The 19,676-nt window shown below is 63.9% G+C and carries 17 protein-coding genes; 11 read left to right on the top strand and 6 right to left on the bottom strand.

Translation table 11 applies throughout. The features are described from left to right. The first annotated feature begins 49 nt into the window (after positions 1-49). Positions 50-892: a class I SAM-dependent methyltransferase gene (locus NCS67_RS25330; protein ID WP_034473361.1), complete on the top strand. Its 843-nt coding sequence runs from the start codon at positions 50-52 to the stop codon at positions 890-892. A gap of 7 nt (positions 893-899) precedes the next feature. Here the strand turns inward: NCS67_RS25330 and NCS67_RS25335 are convergent, their stop codons facing one another. Next, the gene (locus NCS67_RS25335) at positions 900-1,655 is read right to left on the bottom strand and encodes an SDR family NAD(P)-dependent oxidoreductase (protein WP_033536410.1); all 756 of its coding nucleotides are present in this window, start codon (positions 1,653-1,655) and stop codon (positions 900-902) included. A gap of 131 nt (positions 1,656-1,786) precedes the next feature. Between NCS67_RS25335 and NCS67_RS25340 the strand changes: the two genes are divergently transcribed. Then, positions 1,787-2,674 (top strand): LysR substrate-binding domain-containing protein, encoded by an 888-nt coding sequence (locus NCS67_RS25340; protein ID WP_250437123.1) that lies wholly within the window; start codon positions 1,787-1,789, stop codon positions 2,672-2,674. 7 nt (positions 2,675-2,681) lie between these two features. Here NCS67_RS25340 and NCS67_RS25345 read toward each other — a convergent pair whose 3' ends face one another. Next, complete coding sequence (locus NCS67_RS25345) at positions 2,682-3,179, bottom strand: hypothetical protein (protein ID WP_051079011.1); 498 nt, start codon at positions 3,177-3,179, stop codon at positions 2,682-2,684. Between the two features lie 228 nt (positions 3,180-3,407). Between NCS67_RS25345 and NCS67_RS25350 the strand changes: the two genes are divergently transcribed. From NCS67_RS25350 to bktB, 3 genes are all read left to right on the top strand, one after another. Further along, positions 3,408-4,412: an AraC family transcriptional regulator gene (locus NCS67_RS25350; protein ID WP_081851888.1), complete on the top strand. Its 1,005-nt coding sequence runs from the start codon at positions 3,408-3,410 to the stop codon at positions 4,410-4,412. Positions 4,413-4,575: 163 nt separating this feature from the next. Then, a complete protein-coding gene (locus NCS67_RS25355; RefSeq protein WP_250437124.1) occupies positions 4,576-6,378 on the top strand; it encodes an acyl-CoA dehydrogenase in 1,803 nt (600 codons plus the stop codon). Positions 6,379-6,410: 32 nt separating this feature from the next. Beyond that, complete coding sequence (gene bktB / locus NCS67_RS25360) at positions 6,411-7,595, top strand: beta-ketothiolase BktB (protein WP_250437125.1); 1,185 nt, start codon at positions 6,411-6,413, stop codon at positions 7,593-7,595. 1 nt (position 7,596) lies between these two features. Here the strand turns inward: bktB and NCS67_RS25365 are convergent, their stop codons facing one another. Continuing rightward, a complete protein-coding gene (locus tag NCS67_RS25365) occupies positions 7,597-8,379 on the bottom strand; it encodes a bestrophin-like domain (RefSeq protein WP_250437126.1) in 783 nt (260 codons plus the stop codon). A 46-nt stretch (positions 8,380-8,425) separates the two neighbouring features. Here NCS67_RS25365 and NCS67_RS25370 point away from each other — a divergent pair, with 46 nt between their 5' ends. Beyond that, on the top strand, positions 8,426-8,713 hold the full coding sequence (locus NCS67_RS25370; protein WP_250437127.1) for a hypothetical protein: 288 nt from the start codon (positions 8,426-8,428) through the stop codon (positions 8,711-8,713). Positions 8,714-8,775: 62 nt separating this feature from the next. Here the strand turns inward: NCS67_RS25370 and NCS67_RS25375 are convergent, their stop codons facing one another. Continuing rightward, positions 8,776-9,810: an SGNH/GDSL hydrolase family protein gene (locus tag NCS67_RS25375; RefSeq protein WP_250437128.1), complete on the bottom strand. Its 1,035-nt coding sequence runs from the start codon at positions 9,808-9,810 to the stop codon at positions 8,776-8,778. Positions 9,811-9,954: 144 nt separating this feature from the next. Further along, a complete protein-coding gene (locus NCS67_RS25380; protein WP_235366248.1) occupies positions 9,955-10,959 on the bottom strand; it encodes a glycosyl hydrolase family 28-related protein in 1,005 nt (334 codons plus the stop codon). 337 nt (positions 10,960-11,296) lie between these two features. Between NCS67_RS25380 and murJ the strand changes: the two genes are divergently transcribed. Continuing rightward, a complete protein-coding gene (gene murJ, locus NCS67_RS25385; RefSeq protein ID WP_008347555.1) occupies positions 11,297-12,667 on the top strand; it encodes a murein biosynthesis integral membrane protein MurJ in 1,371 nt (456 codons plus the stop codon). A 53-nt stretch (positions 12,668-12,720) separates the two neighbouring features. Here murJ and NCS67_RS25390 read toward each other — a convergent pair whose 3' ends face one another. Further along, a complete protein-coding gene (locus NCS67_RS25390; RefSeq protein ID WP_250437129.1) occupies positions 12,721-15,858 on the bottom strand; it encodes an acetoacetate--CoA ligase in 3,138 nt (1,045 codons plus the stop codon). Between the two features lie 540 nt (positions 15,859-16,398). On the opposite strand from NCS67_RS25390, the gene NCS67_RS25395 reads away from it, so the two are divergent. The 4 genes from NCS67_RS25395 (at position 16,399) to NCS67_RS25410 (ending at position 19,612) form a co-directional block, all read left to right on the top strand. Next, positions 16,399-17,238: an alpha/beta hydrolase gene (locus tag NCS67_RS25395; protein WP_033536427.1), complete on the top strand. Its 840-nt coding sequence runs from the start codon at positions 16,399-16,401 to the stop codon at positions 17,236-17,238. A gap of 136 nt (positions 17,239-17,374) precedes the next feature. Beyond that, on the top strand, positions 17,375-18,070 hold the full coding sequence (locus NCS67_RS25400; RefSeq protein ID WP_250437165.1) for a CBS domain-containing protein: 696 nt from the start codon (positions 17,375-17,377) through the stop codon (positions 18,068-18,070). Between the two features lie 209 nt (positions 18,071-18,279). Continuing rightward, complete coding sequence (locus NCS67_RS25405; protein ID WP_008347565.1) at positions 18,280-18,474, top strand: hypothetical protein; 195 nt, start codon at positions 18,280-18,282, stop codon at positions 18,472-18,474. A gap of 151 nt (positions 18,475-18,625) precedes the next feature. After that, on the top strand, positions 18,626-19,612 hold the full coding sequence (locus NCS67_RS25410) for a sulfonate ABC transporter substrate-binding protein (protein ID WP_250437132.1): 987 nt from the start codon (positions 18,626-18,628) through the stop codon (positions 19,610-19,612). Positions 19,613-19,676: the final 64 nt, after the last annotated feature.

Here is a 19,676-nt window from a genome sequence, read left to right on the forward strand (position 1 = left end):
CGAAAGAAACGCGTATCGTGTCGGATACCTCGGACTCGCATCGTGCTTCATGAACCTCATTCGCCTCGACATGCGGCGCGCGATTGTCATCGCCGCCGCCAGCTTCATGCTCGCGCTGACAGGATGCGCGTCTTCTTCACGCGATGCGCAATCGTCGCTCGATGCCGCGATTAACGGATCGCAACGCAGCGACAAGGCGAGGGCGCGCGACGTCTATCGTCATCCGAGAGAAACGCTGCAGTTCTTCGAGCTGACTCCGACACAGGCGGTGCTCGAAATCGCGCCGGGCGGCGGGTGGTACACGGACATACTCGCGCCCTATCTGCACGATTCGGGTCAGCTTTACGAGGCGCAATATCTGAGCATATCCGCCGATCTCGCCGCCGAGGACAGCGATACCGACGCCGCTTATCGGCGCAAGCTCGCGGCTGCGCCCGCGGTGTATGGAAACGTCGTCGTCGGCACGTTGCACGCGGGGCGCTTCATCGGCTTTAACGCGCATGAGCGGTTCGACCGCGTGTTCACGTTCAGGAACATCCATAACTGGATCAAGGACGGCCAGATCGATGCAAACCTGCGCGCGTTCAATGACGCGCTCAAGCATGGCGGCGTGCTCGGCGTGGAGGAGCATCGCGCGCGGCCGGGAACGACCGTGCAGCAAATGATCGATTCCGGCTACGTGACCGAAGCATTCGTGATCGAGCACGCGCAAGCAGCGGGTTTCGTGCTGGTTGCGCGCAGCGAGATCAACGCGAATGCAAAGGATACGAAGGACTATCCGAACGGCGTGTGGTCCTTGCCGCCCACTTACCGGGGCGGCGATGTCGACCGGTCGCGTTACGCCGCCATCGGCGAGTCGGATCGCATGACGCTCAGGTTCGTCAAGCCTTAGTGAGGTCTCAGACCTGAGCGATGCCGCCGTCGACGAAGAATTCCGCGCCCGCGACGAAGCTCGATTCATCGGATCCGAGGAACAGCACGACCTTCGCGACTTCGTCCGGATCGCCGACGCGTCCGAGCGGCACGTTCGACGCCATGTAGTCGAGCAGGCCTTGCTGCTGCGCCTGATCGGGGCCGGCCAGCTCGACGAGACCAGGCGTTTTCACCGGCCCCGGGCTGACGACGTTCACGCGAATTCCGCGATCCTTCAGGTCCAGCGTCCAGCTACGCGCGAGGTTGCGCACGGCCGCCTTCGACGCGCTATAGACGCTGAACGCGGCGGTGCCCACGCTGCCCGCCGTCGACCCGGTCAGGATCACCGACGCGCCGTCGCGCAGCAGCGGAAGCGCCTTCTGAACGGTGAAGATCGTGCCCTTCACGTTGCGCCCGAACGTGTCTTCGTAGTGCTCTTCGGTGATCGCGCCGAGCGGCAGCATCGAGCCGCCGCCGGCGTTGGCGAACAGCACGTCGATGTGCGAATGCTTCTGCTGAACGGCATCGTAGACGCGGTCGATATCCGCGAGGTTCGACATGTCCGCGCGGATGCCGACGACGCGGCCCTTCATCGACTCGACAGCCGCGTCGAGCTCCTTCTGACGACGGCCGGTGATGAACACCGACGCGCCTTCCGCCGCGAAACGCGCCGCCGTTGCATAGCCGATTCCGCTGGTGCCGCCCGTCACGACCACGACCTTGTTTTCGAATTTGCCAGTCATTTGAGTTCTCCGTTGGTTTCGCGTCGCACGTTGCGTCGCGTTGAAGACATCATGCCGATGAGACAATCGGCGCGGTAGACTGCGAAACTGGGTTTGATAGTTCCAAAAATGGGTCAATCGAGGCATTCGGCATGGCGGACATCAACGATTACGTTCTATTTGCGGAAGTCGTCGGGCATGGAGGCTTCGCGGCGGCGAGCCGCGTCCTGCGCACGCCTAAATCGACGATCAGCCGACGCATCGCCGGGCTCGAAGCGCGGCTCGGCGTGCGCCTGATCGAACGTTCGACGCGCCGCTTTCGCGTGACCGACGTCGGACAGGCGTTCTACGAGCGTTGCCGGACGATCGTGCTCGACGTACAGCAAGCCGATTCGGTCGTCTCCGAAGCGCTCAGCGAACCGCGCGGCGTGATCCGCTGCAGTTGTCCGCTCGGTCTCATGCCGACTTTGTCGAAGGCATACAACACGTTTCTGACGCGCTTTCCGAAGGCGCGCTTGCAGGTGATCGCCGTGGATCGTCCCGTCGATCTGATCGAGGAACGCATCGACATTGCCATTCGCGTGCGCGTCAGGCTGGACACGGACGCGTCGTTGATCGTGCGGACGCTGGGGCATTCGAGCCGCATTCTGGTGGCCGCGCCCGTCGTCGCGTCGCTTTGCACGAGCGGCGACATTGCGGTGTTATCGACATTGCCGACGCTCGCGACCACCGATCAGATGAGCGAGATCGAATGGCAATTCACCGGACCGGATGGCGCGTCGCATACGATCCGCAGCGAGCCGCGCATGACGTGCGTGGACTATGTCTCACTGCGCGATGCGACGATGGCTGGGCTCGGCGTCGCCTTGCTGCCGGATCACGTCTGTCGCGAGCAGGTCGCGAGCGGCGAGCTCGTGCATGTATTTCCGTCGTGGAAAACCGAAACCGGGATCGTCCACCTCGTCTTCACGACCCGTCGCGGGCTGCCGCCTGTCGTCCGCGCGTTCATCGATCATGTGGCGTCCATCTTTCAGCTTTGAATCTCGCTCACGGAATGCGATAGCTGCCGGTCTTCTTGCCGACGTAGTTATATGTCCCTTTGTCCGAGGGCAGGGCGACGACTTGCTGCCAGTCGAACTGACCTTCGATGCCCTTGTATTTTCCCGTGCCCGAGCCGATCGTTCCCTTGCCCTTGGGCGTGCCGCCCTGATACGTGTAGGACTCGATGAACTTGTCGCCGTCCTTGTCCGAATAGACGCAATATCCGGTCGCCGTGCCCGCGCTGAAGCCGGCTTCGACGCAGCGCGCGGTGACGTTCTGCATCAGCGGCGATTTGTTGTTCGTCATCAGGAGCGTGGATTCGAAGAGATACACGGCGTCATCGCCGCTCACGCTGATATTGCGCACATCCGCGCCGGATGCGGTGTACGTGGCTTCGATATTGCCTTGCTTCGGAAGCGTCTGCGCCCAAGCGGCGGATGCGCCTGCCATCAGGCTCAGAACCGGCAACGCAAGGAGTTTCGTTGAACAGGGGAAACGGGTCATGATCAACCTCCAAAATTTTCTTCAGAACATATGGTTCGAGTTCCTAACTAATTCGAGCGAGCTTCGTCGCAGACGGATGCCTTTCGGACGGCGCTTGCACATCCCGTTATAGAAGTTTCAATCTGAAAGGTCCAGCGATTCGTCCGCACCGGTCCGGACGTTCGCGATGAAGCACGAACGTACGCGTTCCGCGCTACGCCGCCCGGCGGCTATGACAAAATCGGCCTCATGAGGCCTCCTTCCCCAACCGTTCCCATCTCGGTCGTCAACGGCTTCCTTTCGGGCGCCGACCGCGCCGCGGTCATCCGGCTCGCGGAGCATTCCGGCATTCCGCACGAGCTGCTCGGCATGCCAGCCGCGCGCGTCACACAGGAGCAGTTTTCGACGCTTTATCGCCTGCTTGCGATGGAACTCGACGACGAGATGCCGGGAATCTTCGCGCGTCCGCTGCGCAACGGCACGCTCAAATTTCTGTGTTTGAGCCTGCTCGACGCGCCGCGTCTGGAGGTCGCGCTGCATCGCTTCGGGCAGTTCTTCCATCTGGTGCTCGATGAATTCCAGCTCGTGTCGCGCCGCGAGGGACCGTATGCGACCGTCGAATTCGTCGCGAATCCCGCTGGACCGCCCGCGAGCGCGCTCGCGCGGGAACTCGTGCTGAAGCTCGTGCACGGCGTCGCGTCGTGGCTGATCCGCGCGAAGATTCCACTCATCGAAGCGGCGTTCGAATTCATGCGGCCCGCGCAGTCCGGCGATCTGCTGTACCTGTTTCCGGGGCCGGTGCGTTTCGGCCGCGACCGCACGCTCATCGCGTTCGATGCGCGCTATCTCGACCGCCCGATCCGTCAGCGCAAGTCCGATCTCGACGCGTTTCTTCAGCGCGCGCCGGAGGACTGGATTTTCGTGTCGTTCACGGAAGAGATGGTGTGTCATCGCGTGCGGCAGTGCATCGCGACGGGCCTGCCGTCGACGCCGACCGTCGATGCCGTCGCGCAGCAGTTGCACTATTCGATGCGCACGCTCTGCCGACGTCTCGAAGCCGAGGGCACGACCTTTCAGGCGATCAAGGACGAAGTGCGCCGCGACATCGCGATCCAGCGTCTCACCCGTTCGAACGATGCCATCGCGGCCATTGCATACGACGTCGGCTTCGATAATCCGACCGCGTTTCATCGCGCGTTCCGTCACTGGACCGGCAGCACGCCCGCGGCGTACCGGCAAAGAAAAGGCGAGTGACGCGCCCAAAAGCGGCCGGCGCGTTTGGCAGATTTTGTCAGTGAAAGGGCAGATTCCGGTAGCTAAGGATTCCGGCGGCGTTGATACCATGCATCGCAACACATCAACGTTTGTTTGCCACAGCGCGCGTTTCGTCGAAAGGCTGTGGGCCCAGGAGTCATCGATGAATTACACGCCGCCCGTCAAGGAAATGATGTTTGTCATGGAAGAGCTGGCAGATATTGCAAGCATCAGCCAGCTTCCCGGACTTGCCGATTCGAACGCGGACACAGCGCTTGCCATTCTCGAGGAAGGCGCGAAACTCGCCGCCGAAGTCATCGCGCCGCTGAATGCGCGCGGCGACCAGCAGCCGAGCGAGTGGCGCGACGGCGAAGTGACGGCGACGCCCGGTTTCGCCGATGCCTTCCGTCAATACACGGAAGGCGGCTGGCAAGGCATCAGCCATCCGGCCGAATTCGGCGGACAAGGGCTCGCGAAACTGATCGCGTCGCCGTGCATCGAAATGCTGAACGCGTCGAACCTTTCCTTCGCGCTGTGCCCGCTGCTCACCGATGGCGCCATCGAAGCGTTGCTGCTCGCGGGCTCGGACGAACTGAAGGCGCGCTATCTGCCGAAGCTGATCGAAGGCGTCTGGACCGGCACGATGAATCTGACCGAGCCGCAAGCCGGCTCCGATCTCGCGCTCGTGCGTTCGCGCGCCGAACGGCAGGGCGACGGCACCTACAAGGTGTTCGGCACCAAGATTTTCATCACCTGGGGCGAGCACGACATGGCCGAGAACATCGTCCATCTCGTGCTGGCGCGCACGCCGGACGCGCCCGAAGGCGTGAAAGGCATCTCGCTGTTCGTCGTGCCGAAGTTGCTCGTCAACGACGACGGCAGCCTCGGCGCGCGCAACGACGTGCATTGCGTGTCGATCGAGCACAAGCTCGGCATCAAGGCGAGCCCGACCGCCGTGCTCCAGTACGGCGATAACGGCGGCGCGACCGGCTATCTCGTCGGCGAAGAGAATCGCGGCCTCGAATACATGTTCGTGATGATGAACGCGGCGCGCTTCGGCGTCGGCTTGCAGGGCATCGCGCTGTCCGACGCCGCTTATCAGAAGGCCGCCGACTATGCGAAGGAACGCGTGCAGAGCCGTCCCGTCGATGGTTCGAGCGCGGGTTCCGTCGCGATCATCCGTCATCCCGACGTGCGGCGCATGCTCGGCACGATGCGCGCGATGACCGAAGGCGCGCGTGCGCTCGCCTACGTCGCGGCCGCGCACGCGGATATCGCCCATCATCACGACGACGCCGACACGCGCGCCCGCCATCTCGCGCTCAACGAATTCCTCGTGCCGGTCGTGAAAGGCTGGAGCACCGAAATGGCGAACGACGTGACGAGCCTCGGCGTTCAGGTTCACGGCGGCATGGGTTTCATCGAGGAGACCGGCGCGGCGCAGCTCTATCGCGACGCGCGCATCCTCGCGATCTACGAAGGCACGACGGCGATTCAGGCGAACGATCTCGTCGGCCGCAAGACGCTGCGCGATCGCGGCGCGACGGCGCAGGTGCTGCTCGCGCAGATCGACGAGACGCTCGACGCTCTGAAATCCGTCGATGCCGGCGATGCCGCGCGCGTTTTCGATTCGATGCATCGCCGTCTCGCCGATGGCCGCGACGCGCTCGCGAACGTCGTCGCCTACGTGCTCGAATCCGCGAAGCGCGATCCGAACGCGGTGTTCGCGGGCAGCGTGCTGTATCTGAAGCTCGCGGGCATCGTGTTGTCGGGCTGGCAGATGGCGCGCGCGCTGCTCGTCGCGCAAGCCAGACGGGCCGACGATCCGGCGTTCCACGGCGCGAAGATCGCGACCGCGCACTGCTTCTCCGAATACGTGCTGACGCAGGCGCGCGCGCTGGAAACCGCGATCGTCTCGGCGCACGGCGACGATCCGCTGTTCACATTGAGCGAGGCGCAATTCTGACGCCTGCGCGCGAAATCAACAGGAGCGATGCAATGCGTGAAGTAGTGGTGGCAAGCGGCGTGCGAACTGCGATCGGCGACTTCGGCGGCAGCCTGAAGGATTTCTCTCCGACGCAACTCGGCGCGATGATCGTGCGCGAAACGCTTCAGCGCGCGAACGTCGCGGGCGACGACGTCGGTCACGTCGTCTTCGGCAATGTCGTGCATACGGAACCGAAGGACATGTATCTCGCGCGCGTCGCGGCGATCGACGGCGGCGTCGCGCAGCACGTTCCGGCGCTGACGGTGAACCGGCTGTGCGGATCGGGCTTGCAGGCCATCGTATCGGCTGCGCAGACGATCATGCTCGGCGACGCGGACATCGCGATCGGCGGCGGCGCGGAATCCATGAGCCGCGCGCTGTACGCGTTGCCGGGCGCGCGCTTCGGGCAGCGCATGGGCGACGGCAAGCTCGTCGACATGATGCTCGGCGCGCTGCACGATCCCTTTCAGACAATCCACATGGGCGTGACGGCGGAAAACGTCGCGCGCAAATACGGCATTTCCCGCGAGGCGCAGGATGCGCTCGCGCTCGAATCGCATCGCCGTGCGGCGCGTGCGATCGCGGAAGGCCGTTTCGGCGAGCAGATTCTGCCGATCACCGTGCGCGCGAAAAAAGGCAATGCCGTCTTCGACACCGACGAGCACGTCCGCCACGACGCGCGCCCGAGCGACTTCGAAAGCCTGAAGGCCGTGTTCGTCAAGGAGAACGGCACGGTGACGGCCGGCAACGCATCGGGCATCAACGACGCGGCGGCGGCCGTGCTGCTGATGGAGCGTGGCGAAGCCGAGCGGCGCGGCGCGAAACCGCTCGCGCGGCTCGTGTCCTACGCGCACGCGGGCGTCGATCCGGCGTATATGGGCATCGGTCCCGTGCCCGCGACGCGCAAGGCGCTGGAACGGGCGGGTCTGTCCGTCGATCAGCTCGATGTCGTCGAGGCCAACGAAGCGTTCGCCGCGCAGGCGTGCGCGGTGACGAACGAGCTCGGACTCGATCCGCGCAAGGTGAATCCGAACGGTTCGGGCATTTCGCTCGGGCATCCGGTCGGCGCGACGGGCGCGCTCATCACGGTGAAGGCGCTTTATGAACTGAAGCGCATCGGCGGGCGTTACGCGCTCGTCACGATGTGCATCGGCGGCGGTCAGGGCATCGCGGCGATCTTCGAAAATCTTCAGTGAATCAGCCGAACGCGGGGACGACCTGCAGGAGCGGCTCGGGCTTCACCGCGATCTCGCCGGAGAATGGGCGGTCGTGCGAGAGAATCAGCAGCATGGTCGTCGCGAGACTCGTGCAGAAGAGCCCGATCGCGACGGCCGATGTCAGCCGGTTTTCGCCATGAACGAGCGCGATCGCGAAGACGAGACACACGGCGAGAAAGCCGAGGCACAGCCATTTGATGCCGCTGACTTCGGACCGGCTCACCAGAATGCGCTCGCGGCGCGCTTCGAGCGCCCGTTCCAGCGATACCGCTACCTGCCGCTGCGCGGTCTGCTGTCCGGGGGTTATCGCGGGCAGGGCGAGCGCGAACTGAAGCGCGTTGTTCAGCGTCGGCGGACTGATTTTCAGCGTGACCGCGCCTTGCGCCATCATCGGCCATTCCGTATTGACGGTGTATTCGATGTATTCGCGGATCAGCTTGCGCAACTGGATCTGCGCGTCTGGCGGAAAAGCGGCGGATAGCACGACGACGGATCGCAGCGCGCCGGCTTCGGCATCGACGGCGCCGTTGGCGCGCGCGGTGTCGTTCCAGACCTGCGCGGCGGTGAACGCGATGAGCAAGCCGAAGATGACGCCGATCGGCGAAAGCAGGCCCGGCGAAAGCGTCGTGAAGGCGCGCCGATGCGCGCTGGCCGCGAGCCGGCCCGTTACGAAGTGGATCGCCGCCCCCGCGACGCCCGTCGCGCCGAATACCACGAGCGTCATCTGCCAAAGCGGAAGGTTGTGCAACCAGGTGCTCGTCATCGGATGCGCTCCGTGGACCCGAACGGAGCACATTAAATCACAGTCGATGGGGGGCTTCGAAGGTGCCCGTGCGGATTTCGCCGCTGGGCTGATAGCGGGTGATAGCCGCTTCCGAACGTCAGCACATTCGCGGCGCGCGGAAATCGACGCGGCGGTGAGTGCGGGCCACGCGCTAGCGAATTTTCTGTTGGCGGTCGAGTTCGCCGAGGTTCGCGAAGAATTCGTCGCCGTCGACGTGGTCAGCGCGATCGATTTGCGTATGCCCGATGGCAAGGGATTGATCGTCGGTTTCATGGGGTCGCCTATGTTCACGGTCAATTCAGTCAAGGAATGAACAACCGAATCTCGACCATATTCAGTCCCGCAGCAACGCGATTCCGCCCAAAATCGCCCCACTCACCGCCCGAGCCCGCTCGCCGCGATCTGCTGCTCGACATACTGCGCGAAGAGCGCGTGCATGCGCGTCGTCGGATGCAGTTCGTCGGCGAACATGTACGTCTGGTCCGCGTTCGACGTCACGTAGGTCGCCGGCGAGCACAGCAGCGACGTATCGTGCGGCGTCTTCGACGGATCGCACGCCTGCGCCGTGTTCGACACGGTGAATCCGTTGGCCTGATAGTTCGCGATGGTCTGCGTCGTCCACGTATAGGAATCGACGATGATGACCTTGCCTTGCAGCCCGTTCGTCTGCAACGCCGAGGTCAGCGTCGCATTGAAAAGCTGCGACAGTTGCGTGAGGTTGCCGCCGCCATCGGACTGGCGGAGGCCATCGGGCGAGAGTCCGATATTCGGCACGTTCACCACCACCACATGCGTGGCTCCGCTCTGCACGATCTTGCCGACGAGTTGCGCGAGCGTCGTCGCGGCGGTCTGCACGGTCGTGTTGGCGGCGGGCGGCGTGCCCGCGCGCAGAACATCGTTCGCGCCGGCCCAAACGAGCACGAGCTGATTCGAATTGAAACTTCCGTGCGACGACAGATAGCTCGAAATCTGCTGATTGACCGGCATTTCAATATCGCCGATCACATCGGTCAGGAACTGGTTCTGATCGGCCGGCGTGGCGACCGTGGAACCGCCTTGCGCGTAGCCCAAACCGCTTTGCGGCTTCAACTCGTGTCCGAGGTCGATCGTGAATGCCGCCGTCAGCGTGTCGCCGTAATACTGCGCGACATTCTGCGTCCAGACCTGGCCCGGATTGGTCGTGAAGCGCCCACCTTTGACCGCGCTCGCGATGGGCGCGTACGTGCCGACATCCGACAAGCTGTCGCCGAACGCGACGACCTGCAGCTTCACGCCGCCCGCCGGCGCGGACGGACTCGTTCCGCCCGAGTCGCTATCGCTGCCGCTGCCGCCGCCGCATGAGGTAAGCAGTGCAATCAGCACGGCAGAAATTGCGCGGCGAATGCCGGGCGTGATTCCGATCTGGCGCATCGCTCCTCCGTCTCATCCTTGTCCGGGGCGGCTTCGCGCGCGTCGACGTAATGTCGTCCGGCGAGGAAGAAGTCGCGGCTCCGGGTATCGATGGCAACGTCAAGCAAGAAAGATGCGCTTCCCACTCCAGCGTCAGTAACCCGCTTATTCCGTCCCGCAGTCGTTGCAGGTGTTGTCGATGTACCTCGCCGGTTTGCCGTGCGTGGGCGGGCTGATCTGCATATAGCCGCCATCCAGGATGTTGTGACGCACGACGTTCCCGCTATAGTCGACGCCGCCTTCGCCATTCGCCCCGCCCGTGATGTTGCCCCCGTTGACCATGCGGTTGCATTCGAGCACGTTGCCGCCGGTGTCCTGCGTGGCGTCGTTGTTCTCGGGGCCCATGCGGCAGTTGTCGGCGAGGTTATAGGCCACGCGCCCGTTCACCGAGCCGACGAGCGCGATGCCGTACAGCGGGCAGTTGGCGAACGAGTTGAACATCAGCACGGCGCCGGTGCCGCCGCCCTGGCCTTCGGTCTGGAACATAGACTGGCCGAAGAAATCGCGGAAGCTGTTGCCCGCGAGGACGAAGTTGTCGACCGCGCCATTGGTCTGGACGGGAATGTCGTATTCGCCGGGGCGATCCCATTCGCGGATACGCGTCGGATTCGCGCCCACGAAGTTGCAGCCGACGAGACTGTTGCCCGTCGACGGCCCTTCGTAATTGAACATGTTGCCGTTGTTGCGGATCGTCTTCCTGAGCGTCACGCCCGGCTCGCACTGTAGATGCCGGTTGCTGGCCGTGACGACGACCGTGTGATTGAGCAGATACGTGCCGGCGGGCACGAGCACATCGCCGGCATCGATGGCGGCCTGGAACGCCTTGGTGTCGTCGGTCTTGCCGTCGCCGGCCGCGCCGAAATCCTTCGGGCTGCGCGGATCGACGAGCTTCGGCGGCGTGAACGACGTCAGCGGGCAACTCGGCGTCGCCGGGACCGGCGAACTCGTGAGCGTGGCGCGATGCGCGCCGCCGTAGTTCTCGTTCCTCAGCCGATGCCACCAGCGCACGAAGGTTTGCCAGTTCAGCCGGTTCAGAACCCGGCCATCGTCCCAGACTGCGTAGACCGTCTGCACATGCTGCGTCACGCGTGGCGTGTTTATCGCGAGCACGGAAACAACAATCATTATTACAACAACCCAAATGGATTTCTTCATTTGCCTTCCGTACGCGCATTGAGATTCACGATGACGAGGCTCCGATGACGCCGCGCGCAGCCGCCACTCTCGCACGTTATGAACGTGGACTTCTGCACGGTAGCGCACCCGGCAAGCGCGCAAACTGCCCGGGCGTGCCAGCATGACCGTGCAGAATCGCGGGGTTCGCGCATGGCATCGGCGCGCGCCGTGCTGTGGCGAACAGTTCGCGCATGCCGTTTGATGCACTCTCCCCCGGTGCGCAAGCAAGCATCCGTCTTGCGCGGATCGAGGTCAATTTGCCGGAGGGAGAGTGCTGACCGCAACAGTGCAATCGCTAAGAGAACGTCTGCTCGGGGTTCATCAGGATCACAAGCGCATCGCGAGGAGCGCCTTCGTCCTGCTGCTGTTCGTTCTTGCCGGGAAGCTGATCGGCGCATCGAAGGAAATGGCGATCGCGTATCGATACGGCGTCAGCGGCACCGTCGATGCCTATCAGCTCGCGCTCACGATCATCACCTGGCTGCCCGCGACGATCACGAATCAGTTGAGCGTGCTGCTCGTGCCCGCGCTCGTCGCGCTCAGGAACGACAAGCACCGGCAGAACCAGCTTCTCAGCGAGCTCGAGGGCGCGGGGCTTGCCATCGGCATCGTGGTATCGCTGCTGCTGTATTTTTTGTGGCCGCACATGGTCGGTCTCTTCGCCGGAACGCTCTCCGAATCGACGCGCGAAATGTGCCGGCAGATGGTCGTCGGGATGACGCCGGTCGGCGTGCTGGCCTTCACGATCTGCATTTCGGCGGCGCGGCTCCAGGCATCCGAAAGGCACATCAACACGCTGCTGGAATGCGTGCCGGCCATCGCGCTGCTGGTGTTCGTGCTGAGCGCGCGCAACAACACGTCGATCATGCCGCTCATCGTCGGCACGACGATCGGCATCGTGATTCAGGCCGTGTGGCTGCGCATCCTCGCCCGGCGCGCCGATGGCGTGCCCGCGCGCCCGCGTCTCTCCGTGCGCGCGCCGCATTGGCCGGGCATGACGCGCTCGCTCGGCATGTTGCTGATCGGCTCGGTGGTGGCGAACCTGTGGCTTCCCGTCGATCAATACTTCATGGCGCATATGGGCGATGGCGCCATCGCGACGCTCGGCTACGCGAACCGGCTGCTGTCGCTGCTCGTGAGCATGGGCGCGATCGCGATCAGTCGGGCGACCTTGCCGATTCTTTCGGAAATCCTGCATCGCGGCGATCACGCGCGGGCGCGCAGCACGGCGCGCAAATGGTCGTTCGTGATGCTGGGCGTGGGAACGGTCGGCGCGATGATCGCCTATGCGCTTGCGCCGTACGCGATCAAGCTGCTGTTCCAGAAGGGCGCGTTCACGAGCGAGGACACGATCGCGGTCACGAGCCTGTTCCGCTGCGGGCTTTCGCAGATTCCGTTTTCGTTCGGGATGTGCGTGCTCATTCAGTCGTTCGCGAGCGAGGCGCGCTACAAGGCGATCACGGTCATTTCCGTGCTGGGATTCGCGACCAAGCTAGCGGCCACCGCGATTCTGATCCGCTTTTTCGGATCGCAGGGCGTGCTGCTCGGGACCGGCGTGGGCGCGGCGAGCGTCTTCATCTGCTACTTCTTCCTCACCAGCTTCGCGCCGACCGCTACCGCACCGCGTTCCGATAGCCAGTGATTCATCGGCAGTCAGCCGCTCCGTTCGCGCGAGCGGCTGACCCGGTCCAAGTCCTACGCGCCCCGCACCATCACGCCATGACCGCGACGCTGCATTTCGGTGTCGTCCTCGGCGCTGTAGTCGCGGTCGAGCGCGGCAGCCGCCGCATACACGCCCGGTTCCTCGATGACGCCCGCATGGTTGCCCGGCACTTCCGCGACCGTCAGCCCACGGCGCGCAATCTTGCGCCAGAGCGGCAGCGGATCGCCCCGGTCTTCCTCGCGCGACGCGGCCCGTACGTAGACGATCGGGCCGCCTTCGTACGGCTTCGGCCGATAGTTGTTCATCGCGGCGCGGAACGTGTCGCGCATGCGCCGCAAAACCGGCGGCATCGGATCGGCGGATGCGACTTGCGCCGGCGTCTGCGGCACGCGGCCGAGGCGCATCGCCAGCTTGTTCCCGGCGGCCGACAACTTCGCGCCCGCAAAACCGACGCGTTCGCGCGGCGACATCCCCGCGAGCGTCTTCCATAGACGGCTCGCGTAATCGCGGCGGAATTCGAGCAGCGCGAACCACGGCAGCCAGCGTTCCTGCACGTAGGTGTCGAGCAGACACACGAACTCTGTCTGCTCGCCTGCGCCGAACAACTGCTGCGCGATTTCGAGCGCGACCAGTCCGCCGAACGAGAATCCGGCGAGCGCATACGGGCCGTTCGGCTGAACCTTGCGAATCTGCTCGACGTAAGTCTTCGCCATGTCCTCGACGCGGCGTTGCGGCGCCGTCTCGCCATCGAGCCCGAGCGCCTGAAGGCCGTACACCGGGCGCTCCTTGCGCATATTGCCGATCAGGCGCGTGCATTCGAGCACCGATCCCGTCACGCTATGCACGAGGAAGAGCGGGACGCCTTCGCCTTCGCGCATCGGCACGAGCACTTCCGATGTCTGCGGCAGCGCGCCGTTGTCGATGACATCGGCGAGCTTCGCGATGGTCGGCGCGCGCAACATCGTCGAGAGCGGGATTGGCCGTCCGATGATCGGTTGCAGTTCCGCCAGCAGACGCGCCGCAAGCAGCGAATGTCCGCCGAGTTCGAAGAAATTGTCGTCGCGAGCGATCGGGGCGAACGCGAAGAGCTGCTCCCATTTCGTCTGCAACAGCCGCTCCAGTTCCTCGCGCGTCGCGTAGCTCTGCGGCACGTCGCCGGATCGCGGCTGCAACGCGGGATGATGACGGATCGCATCGAGCGATGCCGGATTGCGCAGCGCGGCGGCGTTGGTCACATCGAGCCCGTTGACGGCATTGCGCACTGCGGCTTCCGTCAGCTTGCCGCTATGCGTGACCGGCAGATCGTCGACGGCCGCGATCACGTCGGGGACATGGGCGGCGGACGTGCGGCTCACGAGATCGCGCCGGATGCGCGCGATCAGCGTGCCGGTGAGCCGCGCGCCGGCTTTCAGCGTCACGAGCAGCACGAGCCGTTCGCCGACCGGATTGCCGGGCGCATCGGCATCGGCATCGGCGGCGCGCACGCGCTGCTGAACGACGATGCCCTCGCGAATCTCGGGAATGTCGTTGAGCACGCGATAGATCTCGCCCGGCCCGACATTGATGCCGCGCACGACGAGCACGCCGTCGCTGCGTCCGTGCAGACGCGCCGTGCCTTCCGGCGGAAACTCGATCTGATCGCCGTGCGTCCACACGCCCGCATTGGCGCTGAAATACGCCTTGTGAAAGCGCTCGCCGTCCGGATCGTTGAGAAATCCGAGCGGGCGCGACGGGAACGGGTTCACGCACACCAGATCGCCGACGCCTTGCGTGCGCGCGCCGTCGCGCCACGCCTGCACATCGAACGCGAGGCTCTTGCATTGCGCCTCGCCCGCATAAACCGGCAGGTCCGGGTTGCCGAGCACGAAGCAGCCGAGGATGTCGGTGCCGCCGGAAATCGACTGCAATCGCAGCGGCTTCACGTTGTCGCGGACCCATTCGAACTGCGCGTCGAAGAGGATCGCGCCGGTGGACATCATCGCGTGAAGGCCGCCAAGATCGAATTCGCGCGACGGCACGAGCCCGGCGTCCTCGCACATCTTCAGATACGCGGGACTCGTGCCGAACACGTTGACGCGTTCTTCGGCGACGAGCCGCCACAACGTATCGACCGATGCGATCGGCCCGTCATAGGTAACGATTTCGACGCCCGACGCGAGCGCCGACAACTGCCAGTTCCACATCATCCACGCGCAACTCGTGTGGAAGAACATGCGGTCGCCCGGCCGGAGATCGCAATGCAGCCGATGCTCCTTCAGATGCTCGATGAGGCTCCCGCCCGCGCCGTGCACGATGCATTTGGGCTTGCCGGTCGTGCCGGACGAGAACATCACGAAGAGCGGGTGATTGAAGTTGAAGCGCTTCCATTCGACCCGCGCCGGATCGCCGGCTGCGAGCAGCGCGTCCAGCGAGTTGACGGGCGGCGCGGCGTGCACGGCCGACGGATCGCCATCGAGACTGACGATGCCCGCAAGCGTTGGGAGCGCGTCGGCGAGCATCGATATTTTCTTGTCGAGCGGCGTGCCGGTGTCGAACGGCTTGGCGGCGGTATGCGCGAACAGGAAGCGCGGTTCGAGTTGCGTGAAGCGGTCGAGCAGCGTTTCGATGCCCATTTCCGGCGCGGCGGTGGACAGCGTCGCGCCGATCGCGGTCACGGCGAGCGCGGTGACGATCGCATCGGCGTCGTTGCGCATCACGCCCGCGACGCGGTCGCCTTCGCGCAGGCCGAGTTGCGTGAGCGCGTCGGCGAGACGAGCCACGCGCGCACGCAAGTCGCCGCGCGTAAAGCGCACGCGGCGGCCATCGGCGTGACAGGCGGTGAGCGCTGGCGAATCCGCGGGCGCAATCGAGAAGCCGAGCAGATTCTCAGCGTAATTCAGCGTGACGTCGGGAAAGAACCGCGCGTGTTCGCAACTATCGCCGACGCATACCGGCTCGGCTTTGCCCGACCACGTCAATCCCGGCGTCCATTGCAGAAAGGACTTCCAGAAGCCGCGGTAATCGCGGATCGAGAAGTCGTGTAACTCGCTAAAGTCTTTTAATGGCTGGCCGGATTGCGCTCGCAGCGCCGCGGTGAATGCGGATATCTGCGATGGTGTGGTTTGGACGGTTTCCTGGACAAAAATCGGCAGACGCGACTTCGCCTCGCCGGGCGATTCCGAACGATCCATGAAGTGGCTCCCTCAGCAGTTATGGCAATACCTTTGGGCACTCGGTTTGCCTTCTTTTTTTAAATCTCTGGATTGTCTGCGGCGCTTTTTCGCGCTCTCGAATAGGTCCGATTCCGGCGGACATGTGCCATCGACGATTAAGCGTATCCAGACAGATCGCCCGGTAATGTGCGGAGAGAAACACAAGTCGTTCGCTGATTAATGAAGCGCGTTGGGAGTCGGTAGGAATGACGCGAATCGCCGGCTGGTCATGCCATATTATTTAATCAGGGGCTGAAGAGTTAATTCGCGACCTCGCGCGACCGAAACAATGCGATTTGCGATGCGTGAATTCGACACGCTTATAAACATCGAATAACCGGTATGCGTGGCATTCCTAATTGGAAAGATTATGAAAGATTCGTGATGCTATTCGTCAGGCCGTCGTAAGTGTGTGCGGTTCCTGCTGCTCTAAGATGATGCACGCAACGATATTTCCAGCACGGACAATAAGCGTCGTGCATCATGTCATGTCGCCTGAAAAAATACTCCGAACGCAACATGCATTTTCCGGCAAGAAGAAAGTTCATTGCCCTCGCGCTGGCGGCATGCGTGGGCGGCGTCATAGCGGCGCGCGCGCTCGAACACGATAGCGAACGAGCCGACGGTATCGCGTACGGCACGGATCCGCGCGAGCGGCTCGACGTCTATGCACCCGATTCGGGCACGCCGGGGAATCGCCCGGTCGTCGTGTATTTCTACGGCGGAGGCTGGCAAAGCGGCCATCGCAAGGACTCGCGCAATATTGCCGAGGCGCTCGCCGCGCACGGCATCGTGACCGTCGCGCCGGATTACCGCATTTATCCGCAAGCCGTTTTTCCCGGCTTTCTCGATGACGCCGCCGCCGCCGTGCGCTGGGCACGCGATCACGCGCACGAATACGGCGGCGATCCCAATCGCATCTTTCTGATGGGGCATTCCTCCGGCGCGCACTTGGCGTCCATGCTCGCAACCGATCCGCGCTATCTCGCCACGCAAGGCATCGCGAATACTTCGCTGCGCGGGATGATCGGACTCGCCGGTCCGTACGCCGCGATCCCGACGAGCGATCCCCACATGGACGAGATCTTTCCGGCGGCGTTGCGCGCGGGTGCGTTGCCGATCGCGTTCATATCGGGAGACGAGCCGCCGATGCTGCTCGCCGCAGGCACGGCCGACACCGATGTCGATCCGCGCAACAGCGATCGCTTCGCGGAAGCGCTGCGCGCGCATCATGACGCCGTCGTGCTGAAGAAATACGCGGGATACGGCCACGACACGATCATCGACACGTTCTCGGCGTCGCGCCGCAAGGATTCGCCCGTTCTCGCCGACGTCGTCGCGTTCATCGGCGCGCATTGAACGAGGCCGCGTCGGTTCGCCGCACGCGTGCTCCGGTGGATTGCTTGATGCAAGTCAATCGAGGATCGCGCAGCGCTCCTTAGAGTGATTCAGGACGCGTATGCGCGACCTTATTCATCGACCTCCGGAGCACATGATGCAAGCACGCGATGTAATGACTTCCCCTGTCGTTTCCGTCACGCCCGAAACGAGAGTGCATGACCTGGCGCGGCTCCTGGTGCAGCACCGCATCAGCGCTGCGCCCGTCGTCGATCAGGATGAGCGCGTCGTCGGCATGATCAGCGAAGGCGATCTGCTTCATCGCGAGGAAATCGGCACCGAGAAACGCAACCGCCGCTCGTGGTGGCTCGACATGCTCGGCTCCGATGGCGGCGCGGCCGACTACATCAAGTCGCATGCCCCGACGGTCGGCGAGATCATGACGCGCGAACCCATCTGCGTGAAAGAGGACACGTCGCTGGCCGATATCGCCGCGGTGCTCGAAAGCCATCACATCAAGCGCGTGCCGGTGCTGCGCGATAGCCGCCTCGTCGGCATCGTCAGCCGCTCGAATCTGGTGCAGGCGCTGGCGTCGGCGCTCGCCGTCGAAGCCGCGCCCGAGGCGCTCGCCAGCGATGCCGAAATCCGCGCCATGCTGATGGGCGATCTCGCGGGACGCGGCTGGGCGTTTCCGGGGCGCAATATCGTCGTGCGCGATGGCATCGTGCATTTGTGGGGCACGGTGTGGTCGAGAGATCAGCTCGATGCCATGCGTATCGCGTCGCAAAGCATTCCGGGCGTGAAGCGCGTCGAGGATCACACGATTCCTTATCCGATCATGCCGGGGCTGTGAAAGTCCGAAGCCGATCAACGACAGGCGCGTCGCGGCGTAAGTCGTCTCGATCGGCCGATTTCTCCCACTATCCGGGACGACCCGAATTGCCGCGAACGGGCATCCGGTCCTACTATCGAATCCCGCTGCTATCGCGGCCAGAGGTACCCCCGGGTCATGCGTCCGAAGCGCATGCCTACATCAGCTAATCAAACGATGGGGAGACAGGTATGCTCAGCGCACACGAATTCGCAACCCTCATGCTCGTCAAGGATGCCGCCGATCAGATCATCGACCGGCACGAGCTCGACACGCTTCTCGAACGTCAACTGATCGCGATGGAACAACTCGTGAGCGGCGCGCAACTGCCGCGCATCACGGAAGATGGCGATTGGCTGCTGCGCGCCGTGCGGCGCACTCACTGAGTCGTCGGGACGTGTGCAGACGTACTGAGTCACGTCGGTACGCATCGGCCTGACCGCACTATCGATATCACGATTTCTCGTTTAGCCCGCGAGGCATGCGTTGTTAGCATTGGCATCGGTAAAGATGCCTTCGCTCAACGAGGAAACACGCATGTCCGACCGCAAGAACACGCCTTCCATTCCCGCGCGCCGTCGCACGCTCTTCACGCTCGCCGCGCTCGGTGCGGGGCTGTCGGGCGGGCTCGCCACGCGCATCGCGCAAGCCGCCGATGCGCCGAAGACCTTGCGTATCGGCTATCAGAAGTACGGCAACTTCGTCGTGCTCAAGGCGCGCGGATCGCTCGACAAACGCCTTGCGGCGCAAGGCGTCACGGTGCAATGGCTCGAATTCCCGGCCGGGCCGCAACTGCTCGAGGGACTCAATGCGGGCGCGGTCGATATCGGCACGGTAGGCGAGACGCCGCCGATCTTCGCGCAGGCGGCGGGCGTCGACTTCGTGTATATCGGCCACGAGCCGCCCGCGCCGCACGCCGAGGCGATCGTCGTGCCGAAGGATTCGACTATCCGTTCGGTCGCGGAATTGCGCGGCAAGAAAGTGGCGCTGAATAAAGGATCGAATGTTCACTATCTGCTCGTCGAGGCGCTCAAAAAAGCGAATCTCACGTGGTCGGATATTCAACCGGTCTATCTCGCGCCCGCCGATGCGCGCGCCGCGTTCGTGCAGGGCAGCATCGACGCATGGGCGATCTGGGATCCGTATCTCGCCGCCGCCGAAAAGCAGGCGAACGCGCGTCAACTGACCGACGCAGAAGGCATTGTGCGCAACGTGCAGTACTACCTCGCGACGCGCAGGATCGCGACGGCGCAGCCGCAACTCGTGCATGCGGTGCTCGAAGAGCTGGATCAGGTCGATCGCTGGGCGCGCGACAACGTCTCCGCCGTGGCGGCGCAATTGTCGCCGCTCGTCGGGCTCGATACCGGCATCCTCGAAACGGCGTTGAAACGCACGTCGTACGGCGTGCAGCCGATCGATCCAGCCACGCTCGCGTACCAGCAGCAGATCGCCGATACCTTCACGAGCCTCAAGCTCATCCCGAAGAAGCTCGACGTGACCGAAGCGCGCTGGAACGTTGCCTGACGCGGCGACCGGCGTTAGCACGATCACGCACATCCTTAGCGCGAATCGATGGTTCAGCCGCGCG

The organism is Caballeronia sp. ATUFL_F2_KS9A, assembly GCF_023630765.1.
In the GTDB taxonomy this organism is placed as follows: Bacteria; Pseudomonadota; Gammaproteobacteria; order Burkholderiales; family Burkholderiaceae; genus Caballeronia; species Caballeronia zhejiangensis.

Coding starts and splice junctions, on each gene's coding strand:
- NCS67_RS25340 (WP_250437123.1), top strand. CDS start 1,787: ATGGCGGACATCAACGATTACGTTCTATTTGCGGAAGTCGTCGGGCAT.
- NCS67_RS25330 (WP_034473361.1), top strand. CDS start 50: ATGAACCTCATTCGCCTCGACATGCGGCGCGCGATTGTCATCGCCGCC.
- NCS67_RS25355 (WP_250437124.1), top strand. CDS start 4,576: ATGAATTACACGCCGCCCGTCAAGGAAATGATGTTTGTCATGGAAGAG.
- NCS67_RS25350 (WP_081851888.1), top strand. CDS start 3,408: ATGAGGCCTCCTTCCCCAACCGTTCCCATCTCGGTCGTCAACGGCTTC.
- bktB (WP_250437125.1), top strand. CDS start 6,411: ATGCGTGAAGTAGTGGTGGCAAGCGGCGTGCGAACTGCGATCGGCGAC.
- NCS67_RS25375 (WP_250437128.1), bottom strand. CDS start 9,810: ATGCGCCAGATCGGAATCACGCCCGGCATTCGCCGCGCAATTTCTGCC.
- NCS67_RS25390 (WP_250437129.1), bottom strand. CDS start 15,858: ATGGATCGTTCGGAATCGCCCGGCGAGGCGAAGTCGCGTCTGCCGATT.
- NCS67_RS25370 (WP_250437127.1), top strand. CDS start 8,426: ATGGGGGGCTTCGAAGGTGCCCGTGCGGATTTCGCCGCTGGGCTGATA.
- NCS67_RS25335 (WP_033536410.1), bottom strand. CDS start 1,655: ATGACTGGCAAATTCGAAAACAAGGTCGTGGTCGTGACGGGCGGCACC.
- NCS67_RS25365 (WP_250437126.1), bottom strand. CDS start 8,379: ATGACGAGCACCTGGTTGCACAACCTTCCGCTTTGGCAGATGACGCTC.
- NCS67_RS25395 (WP_033536427.1), top strand. CDS start 16,399: ATGCATTTTCCGGCAAGAAGAAAGTTCATTGCCCTCGCGCTGGCGGCA.
- NCS67_RS25405 (WP_008347565.1), top strand. CDS start 18,280: ATGCTCAGCGCACACGAATTCGCAACCCTCATGCTCGTCAAGGATGCC.
- NCS67_RS25345 (WP_051079011.1), bottom strand. CDS start 3,179: ATGACCCGTTTCCCCTGTTCAACGAAACTCCTTGCGTTGCCGGTTCTG.
- NCS67_RS25410 (WP_250437132.1), top strand. CDS start 18,626: ATGTCCGACCGCAAGAACACGCCTTCCATTCCCGCGCGCCGTCGCACG.
- NCS67_RS25400 (WP_250437165.1), top strand. CDS start 17,375: ATGCAAGCACGCGATGTAATGACTTCCCCTGTCGTTTCCGTCACGCCC.